The sequence below is a fragment of the uncultured Lactobacillus sp. genome, from assembly GCF_946477725.1.
In the GTDB taxonomy this organism is placed as follows: Bacteria; Bacillota; Bacilli; order Lactobacillales; family Lactobacillaceae; genus Lactobacillus.
Window position 1 is genome coordinate 20,664 of sequence record NZ_CAMKZC010000009.1, and the last position, 25,143, is coordinate 45,806.

Annotated in this window: 23 protein-coding genes; 20 read left to right on the forward strand and 3 right to left on the reverse strand. The window is 36.7% G+C overall.

The window, feature by feature from the left end:
- Positions 1-114 precede the first annotated feature (114 nt).
- Positions 115-1,536, reverse strand: coding sequence for a PTS transporter subunit EIIC (locus tag Q0R51_RS05270; protein ID WP_294757187.1), 1,422 nt, complete (start codon positions 1,534-1,536; stop codon positions 115-117).
- Positions 1,529-2,986: a glycoside hydrolase family 1 protein gene (locus Q0R51_RS05275; RefSeq protein WP_294757188.1), complete on the reverse strand. Its 1,458-nt coding sequence runs from the start codon at positions 2,984-2,986 to the stop codon at positions 1,529-1,531. The genes Q0R51_RS05270 and Q0R51_RS05275 overlap by 8 nt, the downstream gene beginning before the upstream one ends.
- A 131-nt stretch (positions 2,987-3,117) precedes the next feature.
- Between Q0R51_RS05275 and Q0R51_RS05280 the strand changes: the two genes are divergently transcribed.
- The 10 genes from Q0R51_RS05280 to alr all read left to right on the forward strand — a co-directional run bounded on the left by Q0R51_RS05280 (position 3,118) and on the right by alr (position 12,134).
- Positions 3,118-3,894, forward strand: coding sequence for a MurR/RpiR family transcriptional regulator (locus Q0R51_RS05280; RefSeq protein ID WP_294757189.1), 777 nt, complete (start codon positions 3,118-3,120; stop codon positions 3,892-3,894).
- A 403-nt stretch (positions 3,895-4,297) separates the two neighbouring features.
- On the forward strand, positions 4,298-4,957 hold the full coding sequence (locus Q0R51_RS05285; RefSeq protein WP_294757190.1) for an amino acid ABC transporter permease: 660 nt from the start codon (positions 4,298-4,300) through the stop codon (positions 4,955-4,957).
- Positions 4,938-5,615, forward strand: coding sequence for an amino acid ABC transporter permease (locus Q0R51_RS05290; RefSeq protein ID WP_294757191.1), 678 nt, complete (start codon positions 4,938-4,940; stop codon positions 5,613-5,615). Before Q0R51_RS05285 ends, Q0R51_RS05290 begins: the two co-directional genes overlap by 20 nt.
- A gap of 5 nt (positions 5,616-5,620) precedes the next feature.
- Entirely contained in the window at positions 5,621-6,361 is a 741-nt protein-coding gene (locus Q0R51_RS05295) for an amino acid ABC transporter ATP-binding protein (protein ID WP_294757192.1), read from the forward strand.
- 10 nt (positions 6,362-6,371) lie between these two features.
- A complete protein-coding gene (locus Q0R51_RS05300; protein WP_294757193.1) occupies positions 6,372-7,217 on the forward strand; it encodes a transporter substrate-binding domain-containing protein in 846 nt (281 codons plus the stop codon).
- Between the two features lie 115 nt (positions 7,218-7,332).
- On the forward strand, positions 7,333-7,581 hold the full coding sequence (locus Q0R51_RS05305) for a type B 50S ribosomal protein L31 (RefSeq protein WP_046325385.1): 249 nt from the start codon (positions 7,333-7,335) through the stop codon (positions 7,579-7,581).
- Between the two features lie 131 nt (positions 7,582-7,712).
- Positions 7,713-9,080 carry a UDP-N-acetylmuramoyl-tripeptide--D-alanyl-D-alanine ligase gene (gene murF, locus Q0R51_RS05310; RefSeq protein ID WP_294757194.1) on the forward strand — a complete coding sequence of 456 codons (1,368 nt, stop codon included), beginning with the start codon at positions 7,713-7,715 and terminating at the stop codon, positions 9,078-9,080.
- A 10-nt stretch (positions 9,081-9,090) separates the two neighbouring features.
- Positions 9,091-10,572, forward strand: coding sequence for a DEAD/DEAH box helicase (locus Q0R51_RS05315; RefSeq protein ID WP_294757195.1), 1,482 nt, complete (start codon positions 9,091-9,093; stop codon positions 10,570-10,572).
- Between the two features lie 78 nt (positions 10,573-10,650).
- Positions 10,651-11,004, forward strand: a complete 354-nt coding sequence (acpS, locus tag Q0R51_RS05320; RefSeq protein WP_294757196.1) for a holo-ACP synthase — start codon at positions 10,651-10,653, stop codon at positions 11,002-11,004.
- Between the two features lie 2 nt (positions 11,005-11,006).
- The gene (alr, locus tag Q0R51_RS05325; RefSeq protein WP_294757197.1) at positions 11,007-12,134 is read left to right on the forward strand and encodes an alanine racemase; all 1,128 of its coding nucleotides are present in this window, start codon (positions 11,007-11,009) and stop codon (positions 12,132-12,134) included.
- 48 nt (positions 12,135-12,182) lie between these two features.
- On the opposite strand, the gene cbpA is transcribed toward alr, so the two are convergent.
- Positions 12,183-12,890 carry a cyclic di-AMP binding protein CbpA gene (gene cbpA / locus Q0R51_RS05330; protein WP_294757198.1) on the reverse strand — a complete coding sequence of 236 codons (708 nt, stop codon included), beginning with the start codon at positions 12,888-12,890 and terminating at the stop codon, positions 12,183-12,185.
- A 226-nt stretch (positions 12,891-13,116) separates the two neighbouring features.
- On the opposite strand from cbpA, the gene pth reads away from it, so the two are divergent.
- The 10 genes from pth to Q0R51_RS05380 all read left to right on the forward strand — a co-directional run bounded on the left by pth (position 13,117) and on the right by Q0R51_RS05380 (position 25,140).
- Positions 13,117-13,683 (forward strand): aminoacyl-tRNA hydrolase, encoded by a 567-nt coding sequence (gene pth, locus Q0R51_RS05335; RefSeq protein ID WP_294757199.1) that lies wholly within the window; start codon positions 13,117-13,119, stop codon positions 13,681-13,683.
- Between the two features lies 1 nt (position 13,684).
- Complete coding sequence (gene mfd, locus Q0R51_RS05340; protein WP_294757200.1) at positions 13,685-17,179, forward strand: transcription-repair coupling factor; 3,495 nt, start codon at positions 13,685-13,687, stop codon at positions 17,177-17,179.
- 9 nt (positions 17,180-17,188) lie between these two features.
- A complete protein-coding gene (locus tag Q0R51_RS05345; protein ID WP_046325375.1) occupies positions 17,189-17,431 on the forward strand; it encodes an RNA-binding S4 domain-containing protein in 243 nt (80 codons plus the stop codon).
- Positions 17,432-17,506: 75 nt separating this feature from the next.
- A complete protein-coding gene (locus Q0R51_RS05350; RefSeq protein WP_294757232.1) occupies positions 17,507-17,884 on the forward strand; it encodes a septum formation initiator family protein in 378 nt (125 codons plus the stop codon).
- Positions 17,884-18,249: a S1 RNA-binding domain-containing protein gene (locus tag Q0R51_RS05355; RefSeq protein ID WP_198202728.1), complete on the forward strand. Its 366-nt coding sequence runs from the start codon at positions 17,884-17,886 to the stop codon at positions 18,247-18,249. Before Q0R51_RS05350 ends, Q0R51_RS05355 begins: the two co-directional genes overlap by 1 nt.
- Positions 18,239-19,495 carry a tRNA lysidine(34) synthetase TilS gene (tilS, locus tag Q0R51_RS05360; RefSeq protein ID WP_294757201.1) on the forward strand — a complete coding sequence of 419 codons (1,257 nt, stop codon included), beginning with the start codon at positions 18,239-18,241 and terminating at the stop codon, positions 19,493-19,495. Before Q0R51_RS05355 ends, tilS begins: the two co-directional genes overlap by 11 nt.
- A gap of 86 nt (positions 19,496-19,581) precedes the next feature.
- The gene (gene ftsH / locus Q0R51_RS05365) at positions 19,582-21,834 is read left to right on the forward strand and encodes an ATP-dependent zinc metalloprotease FtsH (protein ID WP_294757202.1); all 2,253 of its coding nucleotides are present in this window, start codon (positions 19,582-19,584) and stop codon (positions 21,832-21,834) included.
- A gap of 46 nt (positions 21,835-21,880) precedes the next feature.
- A complete protein-coding gene (gene hslO, locus Q0R51_RS05370) occupies positions 21,881-22,756 on the forward strand; it encodes an Hsp33 family molecular chaperone HslO (protein ID WP_198202725.1) in 876 nt (291 codons plus the stop codon).
- Positions 22,757-22,825: 69 nt separating this feature from the next.
- Positions 22,826-24,412, forward strand: a complete 1,587-nt coding sequence (locus Q0R51_RS05375; protein ID WP_198202724.1) for an ABC transporter ATP-binding protein — start codon at positions 22,826-22,828, stop codon at positions 24,410-24,412.
- A 101-nt stretch (positions 24,413-24,513) separates the two neighbouring features.
- Positions 24,514-25,140: a histidine phosphatase family protein gene (locus Q0R51_RS05380; protein ID WP_187156668.1), complete on the forward strand. Its 627-nt coding sequence runs from the start codon at positions 24,514-24,516 to the stop codon at positions 25,138-25,140.
- Positions 25,141-25,143 lie beyond the last annotated feature (3 nt).

Genomic DNA, 25,143 nt, shown 5'->3' on the forward strand with positions numbered 1-25,143 from the left:
AGTCAGTTTATATGATAATACCCCCAAATTGTGGACAAATTTGGGGGTATTATTGTGGTTAAATTATTAATAATCAATTCAAAAAATTATACTCTAAAAACGGTGCTTAACTTATTAAGCTAATGCTTGAGTAACTTGACTCTTTTTATTAGGTAAATCTTCAAAGCCTAAAACTAAAGTCATAACAAAAGACACAACTGCAGCAATAATCATAGCAATGATAGCTGTCCATAAATTATTTAAATTATTAGGATTTGCTGGATTAATCCACATTGGTAGGGTAATTAGTCCTGGCGTCATAAAAACATATGCATTTAACCCCATGAAGCCCGCATATAGTCCACCACAAAATCCACCAATCATACAGGCATACATTGGTTTACGCAAACGCAGTGTGACACCATATAAACATGGTTCAGTTATACCAGCAAAAAGCGCTGTTAAACCTGCTGAAATCGCAGTACCTCTAAGCTCTGAATTTTTTGTTTTGAACGCAATTGCTAAAGTTGCAGATGCTTGGGTGATATTATGCATAAGCGTTAAAGCTCTAGTTAATGGATCTACACCATTTTTATTAATTGCCTCGAGTCCAGCAATTGCCAGTGCTGAGTGCATACCGGTTGTGACTATCCAAGGATAAACTAGCGCTAACAAGGCCAATGACAAAGGTCCTAATTTGCCACTTAAGAAAAAGACAATTTTAGATAAGGCAAAAGATACTGCCGTCATTGCAGGACCTATGGCTATCAATGTTAACGGAACAATAATTAGGATGGTTAATAATGGTGACATAAAAGGCTTAATGGAATTCAACAAGTGCTTATCTAAGAAGTGCTGGATATATGACATTATCCAAATTGCCATGATTGCTGGAATAATAGTGCTGCCATAACTAATAGACATTACTGGTAGTCCAAAGATAGACAAGGGCTTACCGCTTGCCACCAATTTGATAAAAGTTGGATTTAATAATGCACAACCAACTAGTGCTGCTAGATACGGATTGGCTTTAAATTGTTTGGCCGCTGCTAGGGCTACAAAAACTGGCAGGAAATAAAAGGCAGAATCAAATATTAACAGTAGAATTTGATAAGTCATATCTTTTTCAGATACGAGGTGCACCATTTTAGCAATCAAAATTAAACATTTTCCCATACCACCTGCAACTAATACTGGTATTAAAGGAGTGATACAGCCTACAATAGCACTTAAAACCTTAGAAATTATGTTTGTGTGTTCTTTTTTCTTGGCTCTAGGTACTTCTTGAGTTTCAGAACTGTTGTCATTTTCGTTTGCTATTAATTCTTGAAAAGCATTATAGACATCATCAACACGATTACCAATGACTATTTGAATTTGATCTCCTTGTTTAACAACACCTATTACTCCAGAAATCGATTTGATTTTTTCAATATTTATTAATTCTGAATTTTTAGGAATTATTCGTAAACGAGTTGCGCAATGCCAAGTTTTTTCGATGTTTTGCTTTCCGCCAACCAGCGGCAATAGAGCTTGAGCAATTTCTTTACTATTCATTATTAGTCCCTTCTTTCTCAAACAAATTTTTCCCTTGAGAATCAATTACTTGCCGATACCAATAAAAGCTTTTTTTAGGCCAGCGTCGTTGTGATCCCTGTCCTTTATTATTACGATCGACATAAATAAAACCATATCTTTTATCCATTTCTGCCGTGGAGGAGCTGACAATATCTATCAATCCCCAAACCAAATAGCCTATTACTTCAATATGGTCTACGTTAATTACTTTTTCTAGCTGTACAAGATGTTGTTGATGATAGCTGATTCGATAATCGTCAATAATTCTTTTATCATCATTTACAACATCTCGCGCCCCTAGACCGTTTTCAACAATAAACAGAGGAACCTGAAAGCGATTATATAAATCTTGACAGAGAATTCTTAATCCTAAAGGGTCTATTTGCCAGCCCCAATCGCTTTGCTTCAAATAAGGATTGCTTTTACTCTTAATTGTGTTACCTTCTACTTGGGCTACATCGTTTTCTGTTCCAACTGTTACTGACATGTAATAGCTAAAGGCTAAATAATCACAAGTACCTGTAGCAATAGCTTTTAAATCCTGATTAGTGATATCTAAGTTTAGATCTTCTGCTAACATCTTGTAAGTCGATCTGGGATAGCGACCTTTTATTTGAACGTCACCAGACAAGTATGTGTAATGTCTTAATTGTTGTGCCAGCATGTTATCTTGCGGTTTACAAGAATAAGGATACGCGGTCAAACCTGTAAGCATACAACCAAAGTGTGCTTGGGGATCTATTTTTCTACCATATTCAACAATCTTTGCACTAGCAACATACTGATAGTGCATCGCTTGGTACTCATTTTTCTTGGTAATTAAATTAGATGTTAATCCTGCACTAACAAAAGGATGCCTTAGCACACTATCTATTTCATTAAATGGAATCCAATATTTTACTAAATCATGAAATAAATCAATTGCTTTTGTGGCAAAATGAATAAAACTTGCCATAACTTCTCGACTAGTCCAGCCTTTATTTTCAACTACTAATTTAATTGGCATTTCATAGTGCGATAACGTGACAACAGGTTCAATATTATGATCTCGTAAGCTTTTAAATAAATTACGGTAATAAGTAACGGCTTTTTTATTAGGTTTAGACTCACTTCCCGTAGGAAATAATCTTGTCCAGGCAATTGACATTCGAAAAGCATTAATATGCATCTGTGATAGTAAGGCAATGTCATCCTGATAATTATGATAAAAATCAATCCCAGACCTTTTAGGGTAATATTGGTCATTTTGATCTTTTAAAAAATCATTGATTTGTTCAACTGAAAGATGATTTTGATCAGTAGCATTACATTGCATAATATCAGCAGTTGAGGGGCCTTTTCCGTCTTCATTCCAAGCTCCCTCAGATTGATTAGCTGAAATGGCACCGCCCCATAAAAATTTTTTAGGAAATAACTTTGTCCTTTTCATACAGAAACCTCTAAACTTTTCAATATATGTTAACGCTAACATTATGGCTAAACTTTATCATTAAATTCAGTTATGTGCAATGGCACAATGTATTAAAATATATTGTGCAGAAGATCAATTAGGAGAATAATATGCTTGATATAGACACACTTATTAAATTAAATTATCAAAAAATGACGCGGCAAGAACGAAAAGTAGCTGATAATTTAATCAAATATCCCAGATTTGCTCTCGAAAAAAGTATTTCAAATTTAGCTCTGAGCATAAATGTCTCTCGTAATACCATTACAAGGTTTTGCAAGGTACTTGGTTTTAGCGGATACGCGGAATTTAAATATGAATATATTAAATTTATCAATCGCAATCTACGAAATAAAACCAGTCGTAATAATAATTTTATTCATGAAATAGTCACCACATATAAAGACAAAATCGGAGAGATTGAAACAAAAGGGAAACTTGAAAATAAAGATATTATGCAGTTAGCAAAAAGTATTGTTCAAGGCAAGCCACTAAAAATTATAGGAACGGGTAAATCAAGTCCGGTAGCTCAGCAAATGAAATATAGTTTACAAACTCTGGGTATTTATGCTCAAATAATGGATTCAATCTACTATTCTAATGATTTTAGCTATTTGTTTAATAAAGATGATGTAGTTTTAGTTTATACTGTGTCTGGGCACAGCATTCTAACTAATGCTGTTATGAAGGGTGCAATAGAGAAAAAAGCTAATGTCTACATGGTTACAACAAATGAAAACATTGATGCACCTTTGAAATCACTTTTCGTATTGCCTAATGTTAGTGTTAATAACTCTTTTTTATTCAGTAATCATACCTTTTTCTACATTTTTAATGATATTTTATGTAATTATATTGATATTTTGCTAAATAATGAAAGCTTGTAAGTATAGGGAAAAATTATCAATCATTTACAAAAAGCGTTAAGCGTAACTCAAGATAATTTGGGAATGCTTAACGCTTTTTATATGCAGATTTGAATTTTGTGAACGAGTAATCAATTCAATTAATTGACAAAAAGTAAGTGAACGCATAGCATTAGAGACACTTATAGTTGCTAACAAAAAGGAAGTGAAAACAAGAAGTAGGCAAGTCTGACTACAAAAGGGAAAATAACAGTGATTCCTGATAAAAGTAGTTGGAACTTAGTTTTTCACTTGTTGCGATGGTGTTAGCAATTATGGCATTTAAATCTGCGAATAAATCTGATTCGTAGATTTTTTGTTTTTCTGACTGCTTGATTCTCTAACTCTTAGATCAGGTCGTCTACTTAAAAGTGGGAGGTAAAAAATGAGTTGGCAGATAATTACACAGAGTTTGCCTATTTTTTTGAAAGCCTTTGAGTTGACCCTTTGGCTATCGTGTGTGGGAATTGTGTGCTCAATCCTCGTGGGTATTTTTTGCAGTTTAGTGCAGTATTTTAAAGTGCCCGTTTTGCATCAAATAGTCACAGCCTATGTGGAATTGGCACGAAATACACCTTTATTGATCCAATTATTTTTTCTATATTATGCTTTTCCAGTCATTGGCTTAAAAATGTCGGCTCAAACTTGCGGGATTATCGGTCTGGTATTCTTGGGTGGAGCATACATGGCTGAAGGCTTTACAGGCGGTTTTGCCGGGGTCAATCCAAGTCAAATTGATGATGGCAAAGCCCTAGGGATGAATAACTTGCAATTAGCACGTTATGTGGTCTTTCCACAGGGTTTTGCTTTGAGTATGCCAGCCTTAACGGCTAACGTGATCTTCTTAATCAAAGAGACATCAATCTTTTCGGTCATTGCAATTCCCGAGCTGACTAACACTGCTTTGGACTTGATCGGGTTGTATTACCGTTCCAATGAATATCTACTGGTGCTGGTCATAGCCTATGCCATTATTCTAATTCCGGTTATTTTGCTTTTAAACTATTTAGAAAGGAAGGTTCGCTATGGCACATTCGGCGATTAATGTTTTATTTACCGGTAATAACTTCAGTAGAATTTTGCAAGGCTTATGGACCTCAGTTTGGATAGCTGGAGTTAGCTTAATAATTGGCTTAATTTTGGGCACGCTTTTAGGAATATTGCGGACTTTACCTAATGAAATAATGCGCTTCATTTTACGACTGTATCTGGAATTTTTTAGAATAGTTCCCACAATCGTATTACTCTTCTTGTTTTATTATATTTTGCCGCGTACCTTCCATATTAACTGGCCAGCTAGTTGGATGGCGATTTTGGCATTTTCTTTATGGGTTGCAGCTGAATTTAGCGATATTGTTCGTGGCGCACTTGAATCAGTTCCACTTGTGCAAAAAGAATCGGGCTTGGCCCTGGGCTTAAGCAGAATGCAACTCTTGCGCTATGTCTTATTACCTCAAGCTGTGCAATTGGAACTACCGGCAACTATTAATCTGGCAACAAGAGTAATCAAAACGACCTCTTTATTAATGATGATCAGCATCATGGACATGATTGCTATTGGTCAACAGATTATTGAAGCTAATAATCAAAAATATCCAACAGCCGTTTTTTGGATTTATGGTCTGATTTTCTTCCTGTATTTCATAATAGATTATCCGTTATCAAAATGGTCTAAACGGTTAGCGGCAAAGCAGAATAGGTGAGGCAAATGACAAAAGAAGTTTTACGAGTTGAACATTTAAATAAGTTTTATGGCGATTGGCAGGCTTTGCATGATATTAGTTTCACCCTTCATCAAGGCGAAGTTTTGACATTATTAGGACCTTCCGGCTCTGGCAAAAGTACGCTAATCAGGTGCCTAAATGGTTTAGAAGATTTCAAGAGTGGTGCAATTTATTTTAAGGGTGAGAAAATTGCAGCTACTTCCAAAAACTGGCAAGAGTTACGCCAAAAAATTGGCATGGTTTTTCAAAGTTATGATTTATTTCCCAATTTTACAGTTCTTGAAAATATTTTGCTGGCACCGGTGAAGGTGCAAAAAAGAGCTGAAGATGAAGTTAAAACTGAAGCTTTAAAGCTGCTAAAACGAGTTGGACTAGAAAAGTACGTTAATTCTTATCCCCGTGAACTGTCTGGTGGACAAAAGCAAAGAATTGCTATTGTTAGAGCGTTAGCCATGCATCCCGAAATAATGCTGTTTGATGAAGTTACAGCTTCTCTTGATCCCGAAATGGTTCGAGGAGTTTTACAAATTATGACTGACTTATCCCAAGTTGATCATATGACAATGATTATTGTGACCCACGAAATGAATTTTGCGCGTCAAATAGCAGATCAGGTTTTATTTCTTGAAAATGGCAAAATTTTGGAAAACACGCCAGGGAAAGAATTTTTTAAACATCCCAAAACGGATAGGGCACGCGCTTTCTTAACAAGTATGGATTTTTAAGGAGAAAATAATGCAGAAAAATAAAAATAGAAATATTATCATCACCGTTTTAATTGTCTTGATAATTGCAGTAGCAGCTTTTTTTGGCATTAAGTCAACAAATAATAATAGTAACAAAGCTAATGAAAGCAGTGTGAGTGTAATTAAAAAGCGGGGCACGTTACGAGTTGCCGTATTTGGCGATTTACCGCCATATGGTTGGGTTGATGACAATGGTAATCGCGTAGGCTACGACGTTCGTCTTGCTCGCCAAATGGCTAAGGATATGGGTGTTAAAGTTAAATTTACCCAAGTAAATGCCAATAATCGTGTTGATACTCTAAATTCGAATAAAGCCGATATAGTTTTAGCTAACTTCACTGAAACACCAGAACGTAAACAAGTCGTTGATTTTGCAAAACCATACATGAAAGTATCCGTTGGGGTTATTTCACCTAAGAGTGCTCCGATTACAAGTGCCAAACAGTTAAAGGGCAAAAATTTAATTGTAAATAAAGGCACAACAGCAGAAAATTACTTCACAAAAAAAGGCAGAGTTGATTTACTGAAATTTGATTCTAAAACGCAACAGTTTAATGCTTTTAAAAACAAACGTGCTGCCGCTTTAGCGGATGACAATTCATACCTCTATGCTTGGGTCAAAAAGAATCCTAATTATACAGTTGGAATTAAAAATATTGGTCCTAATCAGTTTATTGCCCCTGCAGTTAAACAAGGAAACAAGTCTCTTTTAAACTGGGCTAATAAAGAAATTACTAGATTGGCGGACAAAAAGTTCTTCACAGACGACTATAATAAAGAACTCAAACCATATTTTGGCAAGGAAGTTAAACCAAGCGATATTGTTTTAAATTAACTCTGCTGCTATAATAAATAAGTCTTGAATTTTACTATTAAAAATGTTAAGGTATTAAACGTTAATCGATTAATCTATGACTTGAAATAGGAGTCATGGCAAAGGAGTAATAAATATGAAACAAGGTATTCATCCAGATTACCAACAAGTAGTCTTTATGGATTCAGCAACAGGTGCTAAATTTGTTGCTGGCTCAACATTAAAGTCCAAAGAAACAGTGGATTATGAAGGTAAAACTTACCCATTGATTCGTGTTGAAATTACTTCGGATTCTCACCCATTCTATACTGGCAAGCAAAAGTTTGCTCAGGCCGATGGTCGAATCGAAAAGTTCAACAAGAAGTATGGCATGAACAACAAGTAATATCTTCAATCTGGTGGAAGGCAGTCCCATTGGGGCTGCTTTTTTATGTAAAGGCTAATTGTTATACTACATAAATAAGGAGTATAATTAACTACTTCAGCAAAAACTCTTTTCGGCTAGGAGATAAAAAGATGAAAATGCAACTGGCAGAGATAGCCAAAGCAATAAATTCAAAGTGTGAAGGCAACGATCAGACCGTTATTACTTCTGTTGCCTTTGATTCTAGAAAAATCGCCGCTGGTGGATTATTTGTTCCACTAAAGGGCGAAAGAGACGGTCATGATTTTATCAGCAGCGCAATTAGTAACGGTGCAAGTGCCACATTATGGCAGAAGGATCATCCCAATAAACCCGACAGTATTGCAGTTTTAGAAGTGGATGATCCATTAAGCAGTATGCAGCAACTGGCCCAATATTATTTAAATAAAGTTAATCCTACAGTAGTTGCCATTACAGGTTCAAATGGTAAGACTACGACCAAAGATATGACGGCAGCAGTTTTAGCGAAAAGGTTTAATGTGCATAAAACTGCTGCTAACTTTAACAATGAAATTGGCGTACCCATGACAATTTTAGATATGAAACCAAATACTGAAATCTTGGTTTTGGAGATGGGTATGGATCATGCAGGGCAACTTCATCAACTAAGTAAACTGACTCGCCCTGATGTCACGGTCATTACAATGATTGGTGAGGCTCACATTGAATTTTTAGGCTCTCGTGCTGGAATTGCTGATGCCAAGATGGAAATTACCGATTTCTTACGCGAAGATGGTGAGTTCATATATAACGGGGATGAACCGCTTTTACGTGAACGGGCAGCAAAAATACCACAAGCAAAAGTTACCTTTGGTTTTGCAAAAAATGATACAGTTTATGCAACAGGTTATCGCAGCTACAAGCACCATGCTACTTTTACGATTAATAATTCTGCTCATAAATTTACTATTCCTATGATTGGTAAACATAATGTTTCTAATGCACTTTCGGCTCTTTGTGTTGGCAGGCATTTTGGTGAAAGTGATGAAGAAATTGCCACAGCCTTAGAAAAGTTCACTCCGACAGCGGATAGAATGGAATGGGAAAAGGGCGATGTAGGAGAAGATATTATGAGCGATGTTTATAATTCCAATCCTACTGCTGTGCGTGCCGTGATAACCAGTTTTGGTCAGATCCAGGTTCCAGCTGGAAGTCGCAGGATCGCCGTTTTGGGTGATATGTTAGAATTAGGCCAAAGATCTGCCAAGCTTCACGCTGGGCTGGCAGATTGTCTTGACCCGCAGGTAATTAATGAAGTTTATTTGTATGGTACAGAAATGAAAAATCTGGCAAATGCACTTAAAGAAAAGTATAAACCAGAGAATTTGCATTATTATACCCCAGAACAAATGCAACACATGGTTTCAGATTTAAGAAATGATATTAAGCCGAATGACATTGTTGTTTTAAAGGGTTCGCATGGGATGCACCTGGAAAAAGTAGTAAAACGGCTTAGATAAGGAGAATTTAGTGAAATTTTCAGAATTAGGATTAAAAGATGAGCTTTTAAAAGCAATTAAGCGCTCAGGCTTTGAAGAAGCAACACCAATACAGGAACAAACAATTCCTCTGGCTTTAGCAGGCAGGGATGTAATTGGTCAAGCTCAGACAGGTACTGGTAAGACTGCGGCCTTTGCGCTGCCTATCTTGCAGAACTTAGATAAGCATAATAAGGTAATTCAGGCTTTAATTATTGAACCTACTCGTGAATTGGCCATTCAAACTCAGGAAGAACTTTTCAGACTGGGTCGCGATGAGAATGCTCGCGTGCAAGTTGTTTACGGCGGCGCTGATATTGGACGGCAAATTCGTTCACTTAAAAATCATGTGCCTGCGATTTTAGTAGGTACACCGGGAAGATTACTTGACCACTTAAAGCGCAAGACAATTGATTTAGAAAATGTTAATACCATTGTTTTAGATGAGGCCGATGAAATGCTGGACATGGGTTTTATCCAAGACATTGAAAGTATTTTAGGCTATGTTAAAAACCGGAAACAGACACTATTGTTTAGTGCGACGATGCCTAAACCGATTTTGAACATTAGTGAAAAGTTCATGCATAATCCGGAAATTGTCCGGATTAAAACTAAAGAGTTAACTGCCGATTTAATTGACCAGTACTTTGTCCGGGCTAAAGACTCAGAAAAATTTGACATCATGTGTCGTTTGATTGATGTTGAAAGCCCAGACCTGGCGGTTGTCTTTGTTAGAACTAAACGGCGAGTTGACGAAGTTACCAGGGGTCTTCAGGCTCGCGGTTACAATGCAGCGGGAATTCACGGTGATTTGACCCAAGCTCGCAGAATTACTGTGTTAAAAAGGTTTCGTGCTGGTAAACTGGATATTTTAGTCGCCACAGACGTGGCTGCACGTGGCCTTGATATTTCAGGCGTTACTCATGTGTATAATTACGATATTCCCCAAGATCCTGACTCTTATGTTCACCGCATCGGTCGTACCGGTCGTGCTGGACAAAATGGTAGTTCAATCACTTTTGTTACGCCAAATGAAATTGGTTATATGCGTACAATAGAGCAATTAACTAAGAAAAAGATGACCCCTTTGCGTCCGCCATCTGATGATCAGGCTTTAAGGGGCCAACTTAAAGTGGCTAAATCTAAGATAGAAGACATAATGAAAGATGATCTATCTAAATATACTGATGATGCCAACGAATTATTAGAAAATTATTCAGCAGTTGATTTGGTATCAGCTTTTCTGAAGAATTTGTCAAAAGATTCTTCAAATGTTGAGGTCAAAATTAGTTCTGAAAAACCATTGCCGTATAAGGGTAATGGTCGTGGTGGCCGCGGTCGCTATAGTCATGGCAGAAATAGTCGTGGAGGCTATCGCGGTGATCGTAACCGCAGCCGCGGTAATTATCGTGGAGACCATTCTCGCCGCTCCGGTAATGGCAGAAATTTTATTATTAAAAATAAAAAAGGTTAATTTTTTTACTAAAAAAGAGTTGTGACAGTTTACAACTCTTTTTTGCTAATATAATTTTATTATTATGAGGATAAGAAAATGATCGTTGGAGTTGGCATTGATGCTGTTGAAATTGAACAAGTTAAAAAAATAGTAGCCAAAGGGGATAATTTTGCCCGCAAAGTTTTGACCCCAAAAGAATTTGCCCAATACCAAAAACTAGCAGGCAGACGCAAAGTAGAATATTTAGGCGGCCGCTTTTCTATTAAGGAGTCGTTTGTTAAAGCACTAGGAACAGGCTTTGGCAAAGAAGTGGGTCTGCAAGATGTTGAAACTTTATGGGATAAAGTAGGTCACCCAGTCACAAGCTCGCCTAAATTTGCTGGCAAGATTTTTCCTAGTATTACTCATGATAGACATGAGATAGTTACATTAATTGTTTTGGAGAAGTAAAGATGGTTCCTGGAATTCATAGACCTGCAGCTGTGTGTGTGGATTTAGCTGCAATAAGACAGAATATTAAAGAAGAAATTAAGCATTTGGCACCAGGGCAGAAACTGTTTGCCGTTGTTAAAGCAAATGCATATGGCCATGGTGCGGTAAAAGTAGCCCAAGAAGCTGTTAAGGCAGGTGCCAGTGGCTTTTGCGTTGCTATTTTAGATGAAGCTCTGGAATTAAGGCAAGCCGGAATTGTCCAGCCGATCTTGGTGTTGGGCGTTACGCCCGCAAAGTATGCCTCACTTGCAGCTGTGAATGGCGTCTCATTAACTGTGCCTGATTTAAAATGGCTCAGAGAAGCCGAATCTAACTTGATTCAGGACAAGCTGCAATTAAAAGTTCATTTGGCAATAGATTCCGGGATGGGACGCATTGGTTTTAGTCAAGATGATGAATTTATTGCAGCAAATGATTTTTTATTGAATAATTCCAATTTTGCTGTTGAAGGGCTGTTTACGCACTTTGCCTCCGCAGACAGCAGCGATGATTCATATTTTCAAGGACAAGTCACGCGCTTTAACCACTTTAAAAAATTGTTGAAAATAAAACCCAAATGGATTCATGTAGACAACACTGCAGCCAGTGTTTTTGATAAAAAAGTTCATAGTGATCTGGTTCGTTTTGGTATTGGCATATACGGCCTGAATCCGTCCTCAAATCCTGCAAGTGCTGACTTAGAAACCGCAATTAAGTTAAAGCCGGCTATGTCTTTTGTTAGTGAACTGGTACAAGTCCATACTATTCACAAGGGTCAGGGAGTAGGTTATGGTTCAACATACATTGCTGACGAGGATCAAATTATTGGTACAGTTCCAGTAGGTTATGCTGATGGTTTTATTCGCAAATTTCAGGGTTTTAAAATTAAAGTTGGTTCTGAATACTGTCCTATTGTCGGTCGCATTTGCATGGATCAGTTAATGGTGCAATTGCCATATGAAATGGCAGTAGGAACTAAAGTAGTTTTGATATCAAATGATCCGGTAGCGCCCAACAGTATTAAAAAAGCTGCTGACTATGTTGACAGCATTCATTATGAAGTTGCTTGTTTACTAGATGATCGTTTGCCAAGAAAATATTATAATTGACAATAAATAAAAGCACATCGTCTCGATGTGCTTTTATAGTAGCAAAAATTAATTATTTTCGTCTTGGTTAATGTAAACACCAGGATTTTCATCACTCATAAGGGTCATACCGGCCTGCAAGTCTTCAATTTCAGCGACAACATAACCTTTCTTTTCAAGACGTTTAACGATTTCTTTTAAAACGTCTTCGGTGAGCCCAGCAGGTAATGTAAATAAAATACGCCTTACAGCATTATCTGTTTTACCAGCAGTAGGTGCGTCCAGGCTCATTACACCCGCTATTGCACAGTACTTACTGATAATTTTGCTCATTTTTGCTAAATTACCCCTTGAATTATCAGTTAAAACAGTGAGAACATACGACCCATTTTTAATATTCCAAGCATCTGATAACATATCGAGCAATCTTGAGTGCGTCAAAATACCATAGAATTTGTTCTCTTCGTCTAACACTGAAATGTAAGGCAAGTCCTTAATTGTGAAGAAAACTTTAAAGAAAGGCGAATTAACCTTGATAGTTTTAGTGGCGTTTTTTAATAAGTAGGTAACTGGCAAATTCATATCCTTACCCTGGGATTTATGGCGGTAGATATGCATTTTATAAATATTACCACGGAAAATTGTGCCAGTGTCGTCCAAGATTGGCACACATCGGAATCCAGAATCTTCCAAAGTTTTTAAAGCTTCTTCAAGCGTAGCGTGTTCGTTGACTGTGGTTAAATAATCTTTTTTAATAACCAAAGATTTGATTAGCATTAAACTGCCTCCGTTGTAAAAATAATCTAAACGATTATATCATATAAATGAAAAAATTAGATTAAATGAAAATTAAAAGAAAAACATTATTCAAATTGATTTTAGCACTTGCCGTACAAATTAAAAAGCCTAATTAATCAATGAAATCAAAGTGTAATAGTCTTTATGGAAATCAGACCGATTGATTGTGCTATCATTAATAAGACTATAAATAAGGGGAAGTTAAATGAAAATTATAGCAGGTCTAGGTAATCCAGGCAAAAAATATGATGGAACAAAACATAATACAGGCTTTATGGCTTTAGATCACTTTTTACAAAAAAACTCTTTAAATTTGGAAAGAGCAAAGTTTGAAGGTAAGTATACTAAACAAAAAATAGCGAGAATTGACGTGATTTTACTTGAACCACAAACTTTTATGAATGATTCGGGCAGATCTATAGCCCAATTTGCCCATTTCTTTAAAGTAGAGCCCCAGGACATTTTGATCGTTCATGATGATATGGACATGCCACTAGGTAAAATCCGTATTCGTGCAAATGGCAAATCCGGAGGTCATAATGGTATTAAGAGTATTATCCGTGATCTAGGCACCAATAATTTTAACAGACTGAAAATTGGCATCCGCCATCCAGCAAATGTAACAGAAGCTAGTGTGGTCTCCTGGGTTTTATCACCGTTTAATACCGAACAAAAAAGATTGATGGATGAAGCTTTTGATACAGCCAGTGAGGTCATAACTGACTTTATTGCTGGCAAAAGCACACAGTATTTAATGAATAAATATAATTAAAATGCGTTTAACAAACATTATTGAAAAAGATCATGATCTGATAAATTTTATTGCTAATACTAGCAACACCAAAAATTCTTTGATCACCGGAGCCAATGCCGGTGCTTTTGATTTGCTTTTGTGCCAAATAGTTGAAACTTTAAAAAAGCCGCTAGTGGTTTTGGAAGAAAATGAAAACAAGGCCCAAAAACTATATAGTGAACTCAATGCAATTATGCCTGAAGACAGCGTGCAAATTTTTCCAGTAGATGCATCGATAGCTACTCAAACAGCAGTTACTTCACCTGATGAATTAAGTAGTCGTATTCAGGCGCTTAATTTTTTGCTGAGTCAGAACCAGGGCATCGTAATTACTACTCCGCAGGGCTTACAGTATAAATTGTCTAAACCGCAAGAATACCAAGCAGCAAGACGGGAGTTTGAACCCGAAAAAGAATTTGATTTAGCTGAACTGACTAACTGGCTTGTGCAGGTAGGCTTTCGCCGCGAAAATCTGGTAGCTAAACCTGGCGAATTTGCATTACGAGGAGATATTCTAGATGTTTACCCACTTGACCGCGAAAATCCTGTCAGAATTGAATTCTTTGGTGACGAAATTGACACTATTAAAGAATTTGATTTAGCCAGTCAACGCAGTCAAAGGCAAATTGATAAAATAGTCGTTACTGCAGCTCAAGATCGCGTTTTTGCCGCTGATAATTTTAAACGTGCTGCACAGAAGATAGCAAAAGCTATGGCAGATTCTCCTGCTGGTGAAAAGGAAGTTAAGGAACATTTTGCGGAGTCCCTAGACGAATTAAATAGCGGTTCATTACCTCAAAACTACACTTTTTTAACAGACTTTCTAATTGAAAGTCCTGATAATCTCCTTGATTATTTAGCAAGTTCTGGCTTGGTTCTGCTTGATGACTGGCCGTTAATTGAGCAGGCTGTTAAAACAGTAGATGAACAGAATGCCGGTTTTATTGCTGATGAACTAAAAACTGGAGCTATGATACCAGGACAAGAGCTCTATAGTGACTTTCATAGAAATTGGGTGCAAGATAAACATAGTCACCTTTATTTTTCATTATTTCAACGCAGTATTGGTCGCGTTAAACTAGGGCAATTATTTGACTGGCAGACAAGAGAACCTGAACAGTTTTTCAGTCAGATGCCTCTTATCAAGTCTGAAATAGAATCATATCAGAAAAAACAACAAACGGTAATTTTGCAGGCAGATAATAATAAGAGGGCAAAACAAATTAGTCAGACGATGGCTGAGTTTGGCATGGATGTGGCAATTGTTAAGCCAGATAACCTAGTCGAGAATCAAACGCAAATTGTGGTTGGCGAGTTTGCCAGCGGCTTTAATTTACCCAATAATAATCTGGTTTATTTAACTGAACGAGAACTTTTTAACAAAGTAACGCACCACAGTCGCCGTATTAAAACCATGGAAAATGCCCAAAGACTGCGCAGTTATACTGAATTGAAACCAGGCGACTATGTTGTTCACGTTAATCATGGAATTGGCCGCTTTGAAGGTATAAAAACTTTAGAAAATAATGGTGTCAAAAGAGACTATATTACTATTACCTACCAACATGGTGATCAATTATTTGTTCCCGCTGACCAGCTGAAATTAGTGCAAAAATATGTTGCTTCTGAAGGCAAAAGACCACATGTTAACAAGCTAGGTGGTAGTGAATGGGCAAAGACCAAGAGTAGAGTTCAATCTAAGGTCGAAGATATTGCCGATGAATTAATAGATTTGTATGCCAAAAGAGAAGCGGAAAAGGGCTTTGCTTTTTCAAAAGACGATGATTTGCAACGGCAGTTTGAAGATGCTTTTCCTTATGTCGAAACTCCGGACCAACTGCGTTCAATTAAGGAAATCAAACATGACATGGAACAAGAAAAGCCGATGGACAGGCTACTTGTGGGTGATGTTGGCTTTGGTAAAACTGAAGTAGCCTTAAGAGCAGCGTTTAAAGCGATTGAAGATAACAAGCAAGTTGCCTTTTTGGTACCTACAACAATTTTGGCACAGCAACATTATGAAACTATCCAAGACCGGTTTAAAAATTTTCCCGTCAATTATGCTGTTTTATCCCGTTTTCAAACTCCAGCTGAAGCCAAAAAAATTACTGAAGGTTTAAAGAATGGCAAGATTGATCTAGTGGTTGGAACGCATAGATTATTGTCAAAAGATGTTAAGTTCAAAGACTTAGGCTTACTCATTGTTGATGAAGAGCAAAGATTTGGCGTAAAGCACAAAGAGAGGCTTAAAGAACTGAAAGCCAACATCGATGTTTTAACGCTGACTGCAACACCGATTCCTCGTACGCTGCACATGTCAATGATTGGTGTGAGGGATTTATCAGTTATGGAAACTCCGCCGTCCAATCGTTATCCGATTCAAACCTATGTAATGGAACAAATACCAAGCGTTGTTAAGGAAGCCTGTCTGCGGGAAATTCAGCGTGGAGGACAAGTCTTCTATTTACACAACCGTATTGGTGACATTGATGATGTTGTGCTGGAGCTCGAAGCTCTCATGCCTACAGCCAGGATTGTCAGTGTTCATGGCCGTATGAGTAAAAACCAAATGGAAGATATTTTGTATCGGTTTTTAAATAGAGAATTTGATATCTTGGTTACAACTACCATAATTGAAACCGGAATAGACATGCCGAATGTCAATACCATGTTAATTGAAAATGCAGATCATTATGGCTTAAGTCAGCTTTACCAGTTGCGTGGCAGAATTGGTCGTAGCGCCCGCTTGGCATACGCTTATTTTTTATATCAGCCCAATAAGGTTCTGACAGAAATTGGAGAAAAAAGGTTGGATGCCATACGTGATTTTACCGAACTTGGATCAGGGTTCAAAATTGCTATGCGTGATTTGTCAATTCGTGGAGCTGGCAATATGCTTGGAGCAGAGCAGCATGGCTTTATTGACAGTGTCGGGTATGATCTGTATTCACAAATGCTTTCTGATGCCATTAAAAATCGGAAAAACAAAAAGAAAGTCAGAAAGAGCAACGCTGAAATTGATATGGGACTTGAAGCATATATTCCAGAAAAATATATTAGTGATCAAGAAGAAAAAATCGAATTTTATAAGAAAATTAAATCTGCCAGTCCTGCTGATATCGAGCAAATTAAAGATGAGTTAATTGATCGCTTTGGTAATTATCCTGAACCGGTCGAAAATTTACTGGCAATTTCACAGTTAAAGGCTGAAGCAGATTTAGCACAGGTCAGAAATATTACCAAAATTAATAACCAGCAGGTAAAAGTTGAATTTGGATTAGAAGCTTCAAAAGAATTACAGGGACCTAATATTTTTAAGGCTCTTGAACATGTTTCATTTAAAGCAAAAATCAATCTTTCTCCGGCTAACAGGCTGGTTGTGCTGTTGGAACTTCCTGATAATCTGCATCAGAGACAATTATTTACTAATTTAGTTACTTTTATGACGGCTGCCAGTGATATTATTCAAAGATAGGAGAAAAAAATGAGAATTGATAAATTTTTAAAAGTTTCCAGACTAGTTAAAAGACGCCCAATAGCTAAAGAAATGGCTGATCAGGGTCGCATCAAGGTTAATGATCACGTGGTCAAGTCCAGCTATGACGTTAAGATTGGCGATATTATCGAAGTAGGCTATGGTTCTAAACAGGTAAAAGCCAAGGTTTGTGCAATTAAAGAAACCACTAAAAAGGCAGAAGCCAGTGAATTATATGAATTAATAAATTAGTTTGGTCTTTAATGACATTTATAGGTGGTCTTGTTATAATTAAAATAGTATTTGTTTTTGATAGTAGAGGTCAAAATTATGAACGGTCCACGTATATACAATTCAGTTAGTCCGGAGGAGCAACTGGCTCGTCTGAAACGTAAACAAGAAAAAAGAGCAAAAGAAGTACACCGTGTACGACGTAATCGCATCGTTGCTCTTTTCGTTGCCATTTTTGCGTTTTTAGGAGTACAGATTGGCGTTACGCACTCTCAGACAGAACATATTAACAGTCAAGTGCATACTTCTAAAAAGGAATTGAAGAAAATAAACAATCAAAAACAAGTTTTATTAGCTAAGCGCAATGACTTGAAAGATACTGATTACGTGGCTAAACTGATTCGTTCTAAATTTTTGTACTCTAAGCCAAACGAAACAATTTACAATTTACCTGAAGGAAAAAACAATAATTAATGAAATATCAAGTTGGACAGAGAGTTACAGGTATTATCAATAATATTAATGACTTAGGCATCTTTGTCACTCTTTCTCATCATCAAACAGGGCTAATTCATCATAGTGATTTTAACAATAATTGGTTGCGGGAAAAGAATAATTATCGTGTTGGAGAACAGATTCGCGTAGTTGTCCTTCATAATTATAAAGGCAAAATCGCCCTTTCAAGAATGAGGGTTAATGATCCTGATTTAATTGATCATACTAACCCTTTTTCTAATACTAAAATGGCAGATTTTACCAAGACATTAACGCAAACTGTGAATGATGCCCAAAAAGAAATAAAAAAATTAGAACAAGATTTGGTCAGTTATGCGGATTGATGACTTTTTTAAGGTAAATCATTTGCCGCTGGCTGCTAAAACCCTTGTAGTCGCAGTTAGTGGTGGACCAGATTCATTAGCTTTATTAGATTTGTTATATCAAATAAAGGAGCAATACCATTTTAGATTGCTCGCCGCTCATTTGGATCATCAATTGCGGCCTGACTCTTTTGAAGAAGAAAAAGTAATTTCTGCGTATTGTCAAAATAAAAGTATCGAGTTAATTAATGAAAAATGGCCTCAATCTTTACAACCTCTAGTCGGCGTTGAGGCTGCCGCTAGAAAATATCGTTATGATTTTTTAGTTAAAATAATGCGAAATTATCAGGGAGATTATTTACTAACGGCACATCATATGGATGATTTGCTTGAAAATATTCTGCTTAAATTTATTCGTTCTGGTAATCCTAGTGAAATGAATAGTTTGAGGGCAATTAGCGAAATGCAGGGAATGACTTTGTTAAGGCCTCTTTTAAATGTCACAAAAGCTGATTTATTAGAATATGACAAAAAGCACCACATACCGTACGTAATCGACCAAACTAATAATGAGGACGATACTTTGCGCAACAAGTTACGTCATCATGTAATTCCCTTACTTAAAAAAGAAAATAAAAAAATTGGTCAAAATGCTCTTAGATTTAGTAAAGAGGTTAGTTTGCTAACATCAATCGTCGATGAAAGATTTGCTCAGTTTGACCAGCCGAAAAAGTTTTTAAATGTAGCATATCGTCTAAAAACTAGTGCTCTCAAACAATTGAATAGTGAGCAAAAGCAGGCTTTTTGGCAACATTTTATATGGCAGACCTGGCAGGAGCGAGTCAATCAAAATTTGGCGAATTATACGTTACTTGTTTATCAAGGCTTTTTTTATCTTTTTAAACAGTTGCCAGCTAGGCCAGCAAATAAAGAAATTATTCTCGATCAAGTATTTTCATTTAATAAGCGTAAATTTTTACTTTCTTTAAAAGCAGCCGAACCTCATAAATTAATTGGAAATTTTAGGGCAAGCAATAAAAAACAATTTACCGCAGGGTCAATTTTACCCGGAACAAGGCTTTTATTAAAAGATGGCAGCCATGTAAAGAGCAAGAAAAAGTTTGCTCAAAGTGGTATTCCGAATATATTGCGGCCATACTGTTTGACTATTTATGATGGTGATAAAGTGGTTTTCATTGAACAGACTTATTCTAATCAGCAAGTGTGTTCTGGTGAAAAATGCTTTTATTTATATGAAGATAATTGATAAAAATTTTTAAATTATTAGAGTACAGATGAAATTTGTGATAAACTTTTATTCGTATATCTCTAGAAACTTTGCGGAGGTTTTATATGAAAAATAACCGGAATCGGCTGTTTTCAAACGGTTTATTCTATATAGTTGTTTTCCTGCTTTTAATAGGAGGAATCAACTGGGCAATTGGCGGATCAAATAATTCTGGTAGCAGTGAGAATATTAGTTACTCTGAATTTGTAAGTGATTTGCGTAAGGGAAAAGTTAAAAACTTTAATGTTCAACCTGCAAATGGTGTTTATACTGTTTCAGGTAGCTATAAAGAAACACAAGAAAGTAAAAACCAGTCAGATAGTAATTTTGACTTTTTTAATGGCAATTCAGGATCAAAAGTAACACGTTTTTCCACTACGATGCTACAAAATGATTCCAGCGTATCCAACGTGCAAGAACTAGCTCAAAAGAGTGGCACTAAGATGACGACTCAGGGTGAGTCACAATCTGGAAACTGGATCTCGACTATTGTCATGCTTGTGCCGACCATTCTTTTCATAGTTATGCTTTGGATGATGGTCAGTCAAAGTGGCGGAGGCCGAGGCGGCAACGGCGGAATTATGAATTTTGGTCGTTCTCATGTTAAGCCTGAGGATCCCAAGAAGAATAAAGTGCGCTTTTCTGATGTTGCCGGCGAAGAGGAGGAAAAGCAGGAACTGGTAGAAGTGGTTGAATTCTTAAAGAATCCGGCTAAATTTACCAAGTTAGGCGCTAAGATACCTTCAGGTGTTTTACTTGAGGGTCCTCCGGGTACTGGTAAGACATTGCTGGCTCGTGCCGTAGCGGGAGAAGCAAATGTTCCTTTCTTCTCAATTTCAGGTTCAGACTTTGTTGAAATGTTTGTCGGTGTTGGTGCTAGTCGTGTACGTGACTTATTTACTAATGCCAAGAAAAACGCACCAAGTATTATTTTCATAGATGAAATTGATGCTATTGGACGCAGACGTGGTGGTAACGCTGGCGGCGGTAACGATGAACGTGAACAGACTTTGAACCAGTTGTTAGTTGAGATGGACGGTTTTGAAGGTAACGAAGGCGTTATTGTTATTGCAGCTACTAACCGTTCTGACGTACTGGATCCAGCTCTTTTGCGCCCAGGTCGTTTCGACAGAAAAGTTTTAGTTGGTACACCTGATGTTAGAGGCCGTGAAGCAATTTTACGTGTTCACGCTAAGAATATGCCTTTGGCTGATGATGTTGATTTAAAGGAAATTGCTCGTCAAACACCAGGTTTTGTTGGTGCAGACCTAGCTAACTTACTTAATGAAGCTGCACTGCTTGCAGCCAGACGAAACGGTAATAATATTACTGCTGCAGATTTGGATGAAGCTGAAGACCGTGTCATTGCGGGTCCTGCTAAGAGAAACAGCTTGATTTCTCAAAAGGAAAGACGCAGAGTTGCCTTTCACGAGGCTGGTCACTCCATTTGTGGTTTAGTGCTTAGTGATTCAAGAACGGTGCGTAAAGTTACTATTGTGCCTCACGGCAGAACAGGTGGCTATAACTTGATGTTGCCTAAAGATGATCAGTTCCTGCTAACTAAGAAACAATTAATGGAACAAATCGTTGGTCTGATGGGTGGTCGTGCTGGTGAAGAAGTTGTAGTTGGAGACCAGTCAACAGGTGCTTCTAACGACTTTGAACAAGCCACGCAGATTGCTCACAGCATGGTAGTTAATTACGGAATGACCGATTCACTGGGGATGGTTGAACTTGAAAAAGAGGGCGAAACTAATCCTTATGGTTTTAAACCATATAGTGAAGCAACTTCAGCTAAAATTGACGAGGCGGTTAAGAAATTACTTGATGAAGCTCACGCTAAAGCAGTTGAAATTGTTAAAAACAACCGTGAAAAGCATCGCATTATAGCTGAAGCTTTACTTAAGTATGAAACTTTGGATGAAAAGCAAATTATGTCTCTTTACACAACGGGCAAGATGCCTGAAAAGACAGAGCAGGAATATCCAAGCGAATCCAAAGCATCAACTTATGAAGAAGCTAAGGCTGCTGCTGAAAAGAAAGAAAATCAATCGCAGAAGAAAAATCTTATAAATTCAGAAAAGGCGCAGGAAGAAAGAGATGCCTCTCTAGAGTCACCCGCCCAAAAGAATGAGGAAGCAGAAGAAAGTAATCCTGAAAATCCAGAAAAAACTGAATTTCCCAAAGAATCTGAGCTAGATTCAGAAGAAAAAACATCTGATTTTAATTCTTCTGAGTCAGAAAAGGATTCTGAGGATCAGCAAGATTCAAAGGATAATGATAATTCACATAGTGAAGATGATCATCCTCAAGAATAATAATTAATAGGGCCTACTTTAGGCTCTATTTTTTTAGGAGAATAAAATGAGTGATTATTTAATTAAAGCAATTGATAAGACTAAAAATTTACGTTTGTTAACGATTACTGCCAAGGATTTGGTTCAAGAAGCACAAACCCGGCATGATACTTGGTCAGCTTCTTCCGCTGTTCTTGGACGTACTTTGCTCGCGGGTGTTTTACTGGCAGGAGCAGAGCTCACAGATAAGGAAGAATTGACGATCAGACTTTTGGGCAATGGTCCAGTAGGTCCAACGATAGTCACAGCCAAATCAGACTTAACTGTTAAGGGTTATGTTAAAAATCCCCATATTGCTTTACCACCAAAAGAAAATGGTCATATTGATGTTAAAAAAGCCGTCGGTGCAGGATGGCTTGAAGTTACTAAAGATTTGGGCTTAAAAGAGCCCTATACGGGTCAAGTACCTATTGTTTCTGGTGAGATTGCAGAAGATATTGCATATTATTTAACCAAATCTGAGCAGATTCCTTCGGCTGTTGGCTTGTCAGTTTTTGTTAATCCCAATAATACTATAGGTGAGGCAAGTGGATTTATGCTGCAAGCATTGCCGGGTGCTTCAGACAGTTTAATAACTAAGACTATTGAACGAATCAATAAGTTGCCAGCACTTTCTAGTGCTTTTTTGACTGGTTTGACTCCTGAAAAATTGGCAACTATGATTCTCGACGATGACTGTAAGATTTTAGAAAAAGATGAAGTTGCCTTCAAGTGTGATTGTTCTAAGGAAAAGTATGGTAAGATTTTAGCAACAATGAAGAAAAGTCAGCTTGAAACCATGATTAATGAGGATCACGGAGCAGAATTGACCTGTAGTTTTTGTGGTAATAAATACCACTATACAGAAGATGAATTAAAAGCAATTTTGACTAAAATTAATTAATAAGTTATTGTCATATAAGTGATAAGTATGTTTTATTCATTTTAGTTAAAATTTTGAAAAGGAAAGAAAATGGTTGGGAAATATTTACGACAGGTAGCTGATAGAATTGGAATACTAAAAATAGTATTTTTTGGTGTGTTTCTTTTTGTCGCCTATGCCGTGTATTTTGCACAACCATATTTAATTACTGCATTATTTCAAGCCCATTTAAGTACAAATTTGCAAATATTGTTAGTCCTTGCTCTTGCAGTCTCATTGATGATGATGCCGTTAATAAACAGTTGTAATAATTCATTTATTCAGGCTGTAAGAAAATTTTCTAAACAAATTTTATGGGAGTCAATTGTTAATAAGCCTTTTAGCTACTTTTCTGATAAGCCAGTGGGAAAGGTTCAAAGCTACATTAAAGATGTTTCATTTGCATGTCGAGAGTTGGAGCAATCCGGCCTGGAAGTAATAGTGCAAATGTCTGTCATGCTTATTATGTATACAATAATGTTAAGTCTACAAAATATCTTTGTCGGTATTTTGTATTTATTATTCTTTATTAGTTATATGTTGATTTCGGTGTGGATGGCCAGACGAAATAGGGATAATGTAGCTGCATCGCTTAAAAGTGCTTCTAAAGTCAACGAATATATCATTGATTATTACAGTAACATTGAAACGATTTTATCAACTAATTCCAAAGACTTTGAAGAACGGAATATGGATAAAATATTGAATGGTGAACAAAAGACTTTTATCAAAGTTCAACGAATTACTAACGAGGCATCTCTGTTTCAGCAATTTTTAATTGTGATTTTGGCTTGCATTATTACGGTTTTAGGGCAATTTTTAATTGGCACTAAAGAAAATCAAGCACTCTCTTTGATCCTCATTCTGCTATATTCTATTGTTAATTTGTCTGGCTTTGGTACCCAGTATTTAGCGATTGAAGAATTTCTCAACAGAATTCGTTCTGGCCTCTCGGAATTAGAGTACGGGGAAAAATCAACTGAGCATCCATTACCTGTTCAATTCGATTCAAATAAAAAAGCAATAATCTTCAAACATCTCAGTTATTCTTACAAAAAGAAACAAGATGTTTTTAAAGATTTGAACTTAGAGTTTAAAAAAGGCAGAATAACCGCACTTGTAGGACCTAACGGCACTGGTAAAAGTACGTTACTTAAACTGTTAACTGGTTTTTATCAGCCACAAGCTGGTCAAATTATTTTGCCTTTTGCCAGTAAGCCACAACTTATGTACTTGCCGCAAAATGCACAATTATTTAACCGCTCAATTATGGAGAATATTTGCTACCCCGATAATAAAGTTTCACCTGATATTTTGCTAAAACTGATTGAAGAAATCAATTTAACCACCTTGATTCATTCTGTTACCGATTTAACCAATAAAACACCAGGAGACTTTAAAAATAAAATATCTGGTGGTGAAAAACAAAAGATTTTGTTTTTAAGAGCTATTGTTGCGAAACCCCAGATTTTATTATTAGATGAATTTACCAGTAACTTAGATGAAAAGACTATTACTATTGTTTACCACATGATCAAAAAATATTTGCCAGGGACTACTATTATCAGTGTCGTTCATCGTTTTGAAGAATTGCAATATTATGACGAAGTGGTGCGACTAGAGCAGAATTATAGCTAAAAATCATGCCCACTTTTTCGGCTTTTCTAGAGATTAAAAGTGCGGTTAGTACCAACTTTGCTATAATGAAAGAGTTGAATGAAAAGTAAAGGAGAAAATAAATGCTAAACGTATATATAGTTCGTCACGGCCAAACGGACACTAATAAAACTTTTGGTATAAATGGCTCAGGAACTAACTTACCATTAAATGAAACAGGCAGACAACAAGCTGAAAATTTACGCGACAGTTTTGACATTAACAAGATTGATTATGTATATTCCAGTCCTTTAAAAAGAGCGCGTGAAACAGCAGAAATTTTAAACCAGGGTAAACATGAGATTTTGATTGATGACCGTTTAACCGAAATGAATTATGGCAACTGGGATGGTAAAGATGTTCACGAAATAATTGCAAAGTATCCTCAAGTATTTGATGAACTGGGTTATTTCAAAGAAAATTACAGTGATTATTGCACCGGTGAAACCTACCAGCATTTGGCAGACAGACTAATGGATTTCTGGCATGACCTAATTAATAATCATGAAAATGAGTCGGTTTTATTAGTGTTTCATGGCACTGCTTCTCGTTCTCTGGTCCAGAATGTTTTGCAGATACCTAAAATTGCTTTGGTTGGTGAAATACAAAATGCTGGTGTAATTAACATTTCAGTTGATGAAGCTAGCCAAAAACCGTTTTTGCGTTATTATAATAGAGTTGCACCTGGAAAATTTTTTATCGAAAAGTAATTA

Coding starts and splice junctions, on each gene's coding strand:
- Q0R51_RS05280 (WP_294757189.1), top strand. CDS start 3,118: ATGCTTGATATAGACACACTTATTAAATTAAATTATCAAAAAATGACG.
- acpS (WP_294757196.1), top strand. CDS start 10,651: ATGATCGTTGGAGTTGGCATTGATGCTGTTGAAATTGAACAAGTTAAA.
- Q0R51_RS05290 (WP_294757191.1), top strand. CDS start 4,938: ATGGCACATTCGGCGATTAATGTTTTATTTACCGGTAATAACTTCAGT.
- cbpA (WP_294757198.1), bottom strand. CDS start 12,890: ATGCTAATCAAATCTTTGGTTATTAAAAAAGATTATTTAACCACAGTC.
- Q0R51_RS05295 (WP_294757192.1), top strand. CDS start 5,621: ATGACAAAAGAAGTTTTACGAGTTGAACATTTAAATAAGTTTTATGGC.
- murF (WP_294757194.1), top strand. CDS start 7,713: ATGAAAATGCAACTGGCAGAGATAGCCAAAGCAATAAATTCAAAGTGT.
- hslO (WP_198202725.1), top strand. CDS start 21,881: ATGAGTGATTATTTAATTAAAGCAATTGATAAGACTAAAAATTTACGT.
- ftsH (WP_294757202.1), top strand. CDS start 19,582: ATGAAAAATAACCGGAATCGGCTGTTTTCAAACGGTTTATTCTATATA.
- Q0R51_RS05380 (WP_187156668.1), top strand. CDS start 24,514: ATGCTAAACGTATATATAGTTCGTCACGGCCAAACGGACACTAATAAA.
- Q0R51_RS05285 (WP_294757190.1), top strand. CDS start 4,298: ATGAGTTGGCAGATAATTACACAGAGTTTGCCTATTTTTTTGAAAGCC.
- Q0R51_RS05270 (WP_294757187.1), bottom strand. CDS start 1,536: ATGAATAGTAAAGAAATTGCTCAAGCTCTATTGCCGCTGGTTGGCGGA.
- Q0R51_RS05375 (WP_198202724.1), top strand. CDS start 22,826: ATGGTTGGGAAATATTTACGACAGGTAGCTGATAGAATTGGAATACTA.
- Q0R51_RS05275 (WP_294757188.1), bottom strand. CDS start 2,986: ATGAAAAGGACAAAGTTATTTCCTAAAAAATTTTTATGGGGCGGTGCC.
- alr (WP_294757197.1), top strand. CDS start 11,007: ATGGTTCCTGGAATTCATAGACCTGCAGCTGTGTGTGTGGATTTAGCT.
- mfd (WP_294757200.1), top strand. CDS start 13,685: ATGCGTTTAACAAACATTATTGAAAAAGATCATGATCTGATAAATTTT.
- Q0R51_RS05305 (WP_046325385.1), top strand. CDS start 7,333: ATGAAACAAGGTATTCATCCAGATTACCAACAAGTAGTCTTTATGGAT.
- Q0R51_RS05300 (WP_294757193.1), top strand. CDS start 6,372: ATGCAGAAAAATAAAAATAGAAATATTATCATCACCGTTTTAATTGTC.
- Q0R51_RS05355 (WP_198202728.1), top strand. CDS start 17,884: ATGAAATATCAAGTTGGACAGAGAGTTACAGGTATTATCAATAATATT.
- pth (WP_294757199.1), top strand. CDS start 13,117: ATGAAAATTATAGCAGGTCTAGGTAATCCAGGCAAAAAATATGATGGA.
- Q0R51_RS05345 (WP_046325375.1), top strand. CDS start 17,189: ATGAGAATTGATAAATTTTTAAAAGTTTCCAGACTAGTTAAAAGACGC.
- tilS (WP_294757201.1), top strand. CDS start 18,239: ATGCGGATTGATGACTTTTTTAAGGTAAATCATTTGCCGCTGGCTGCT.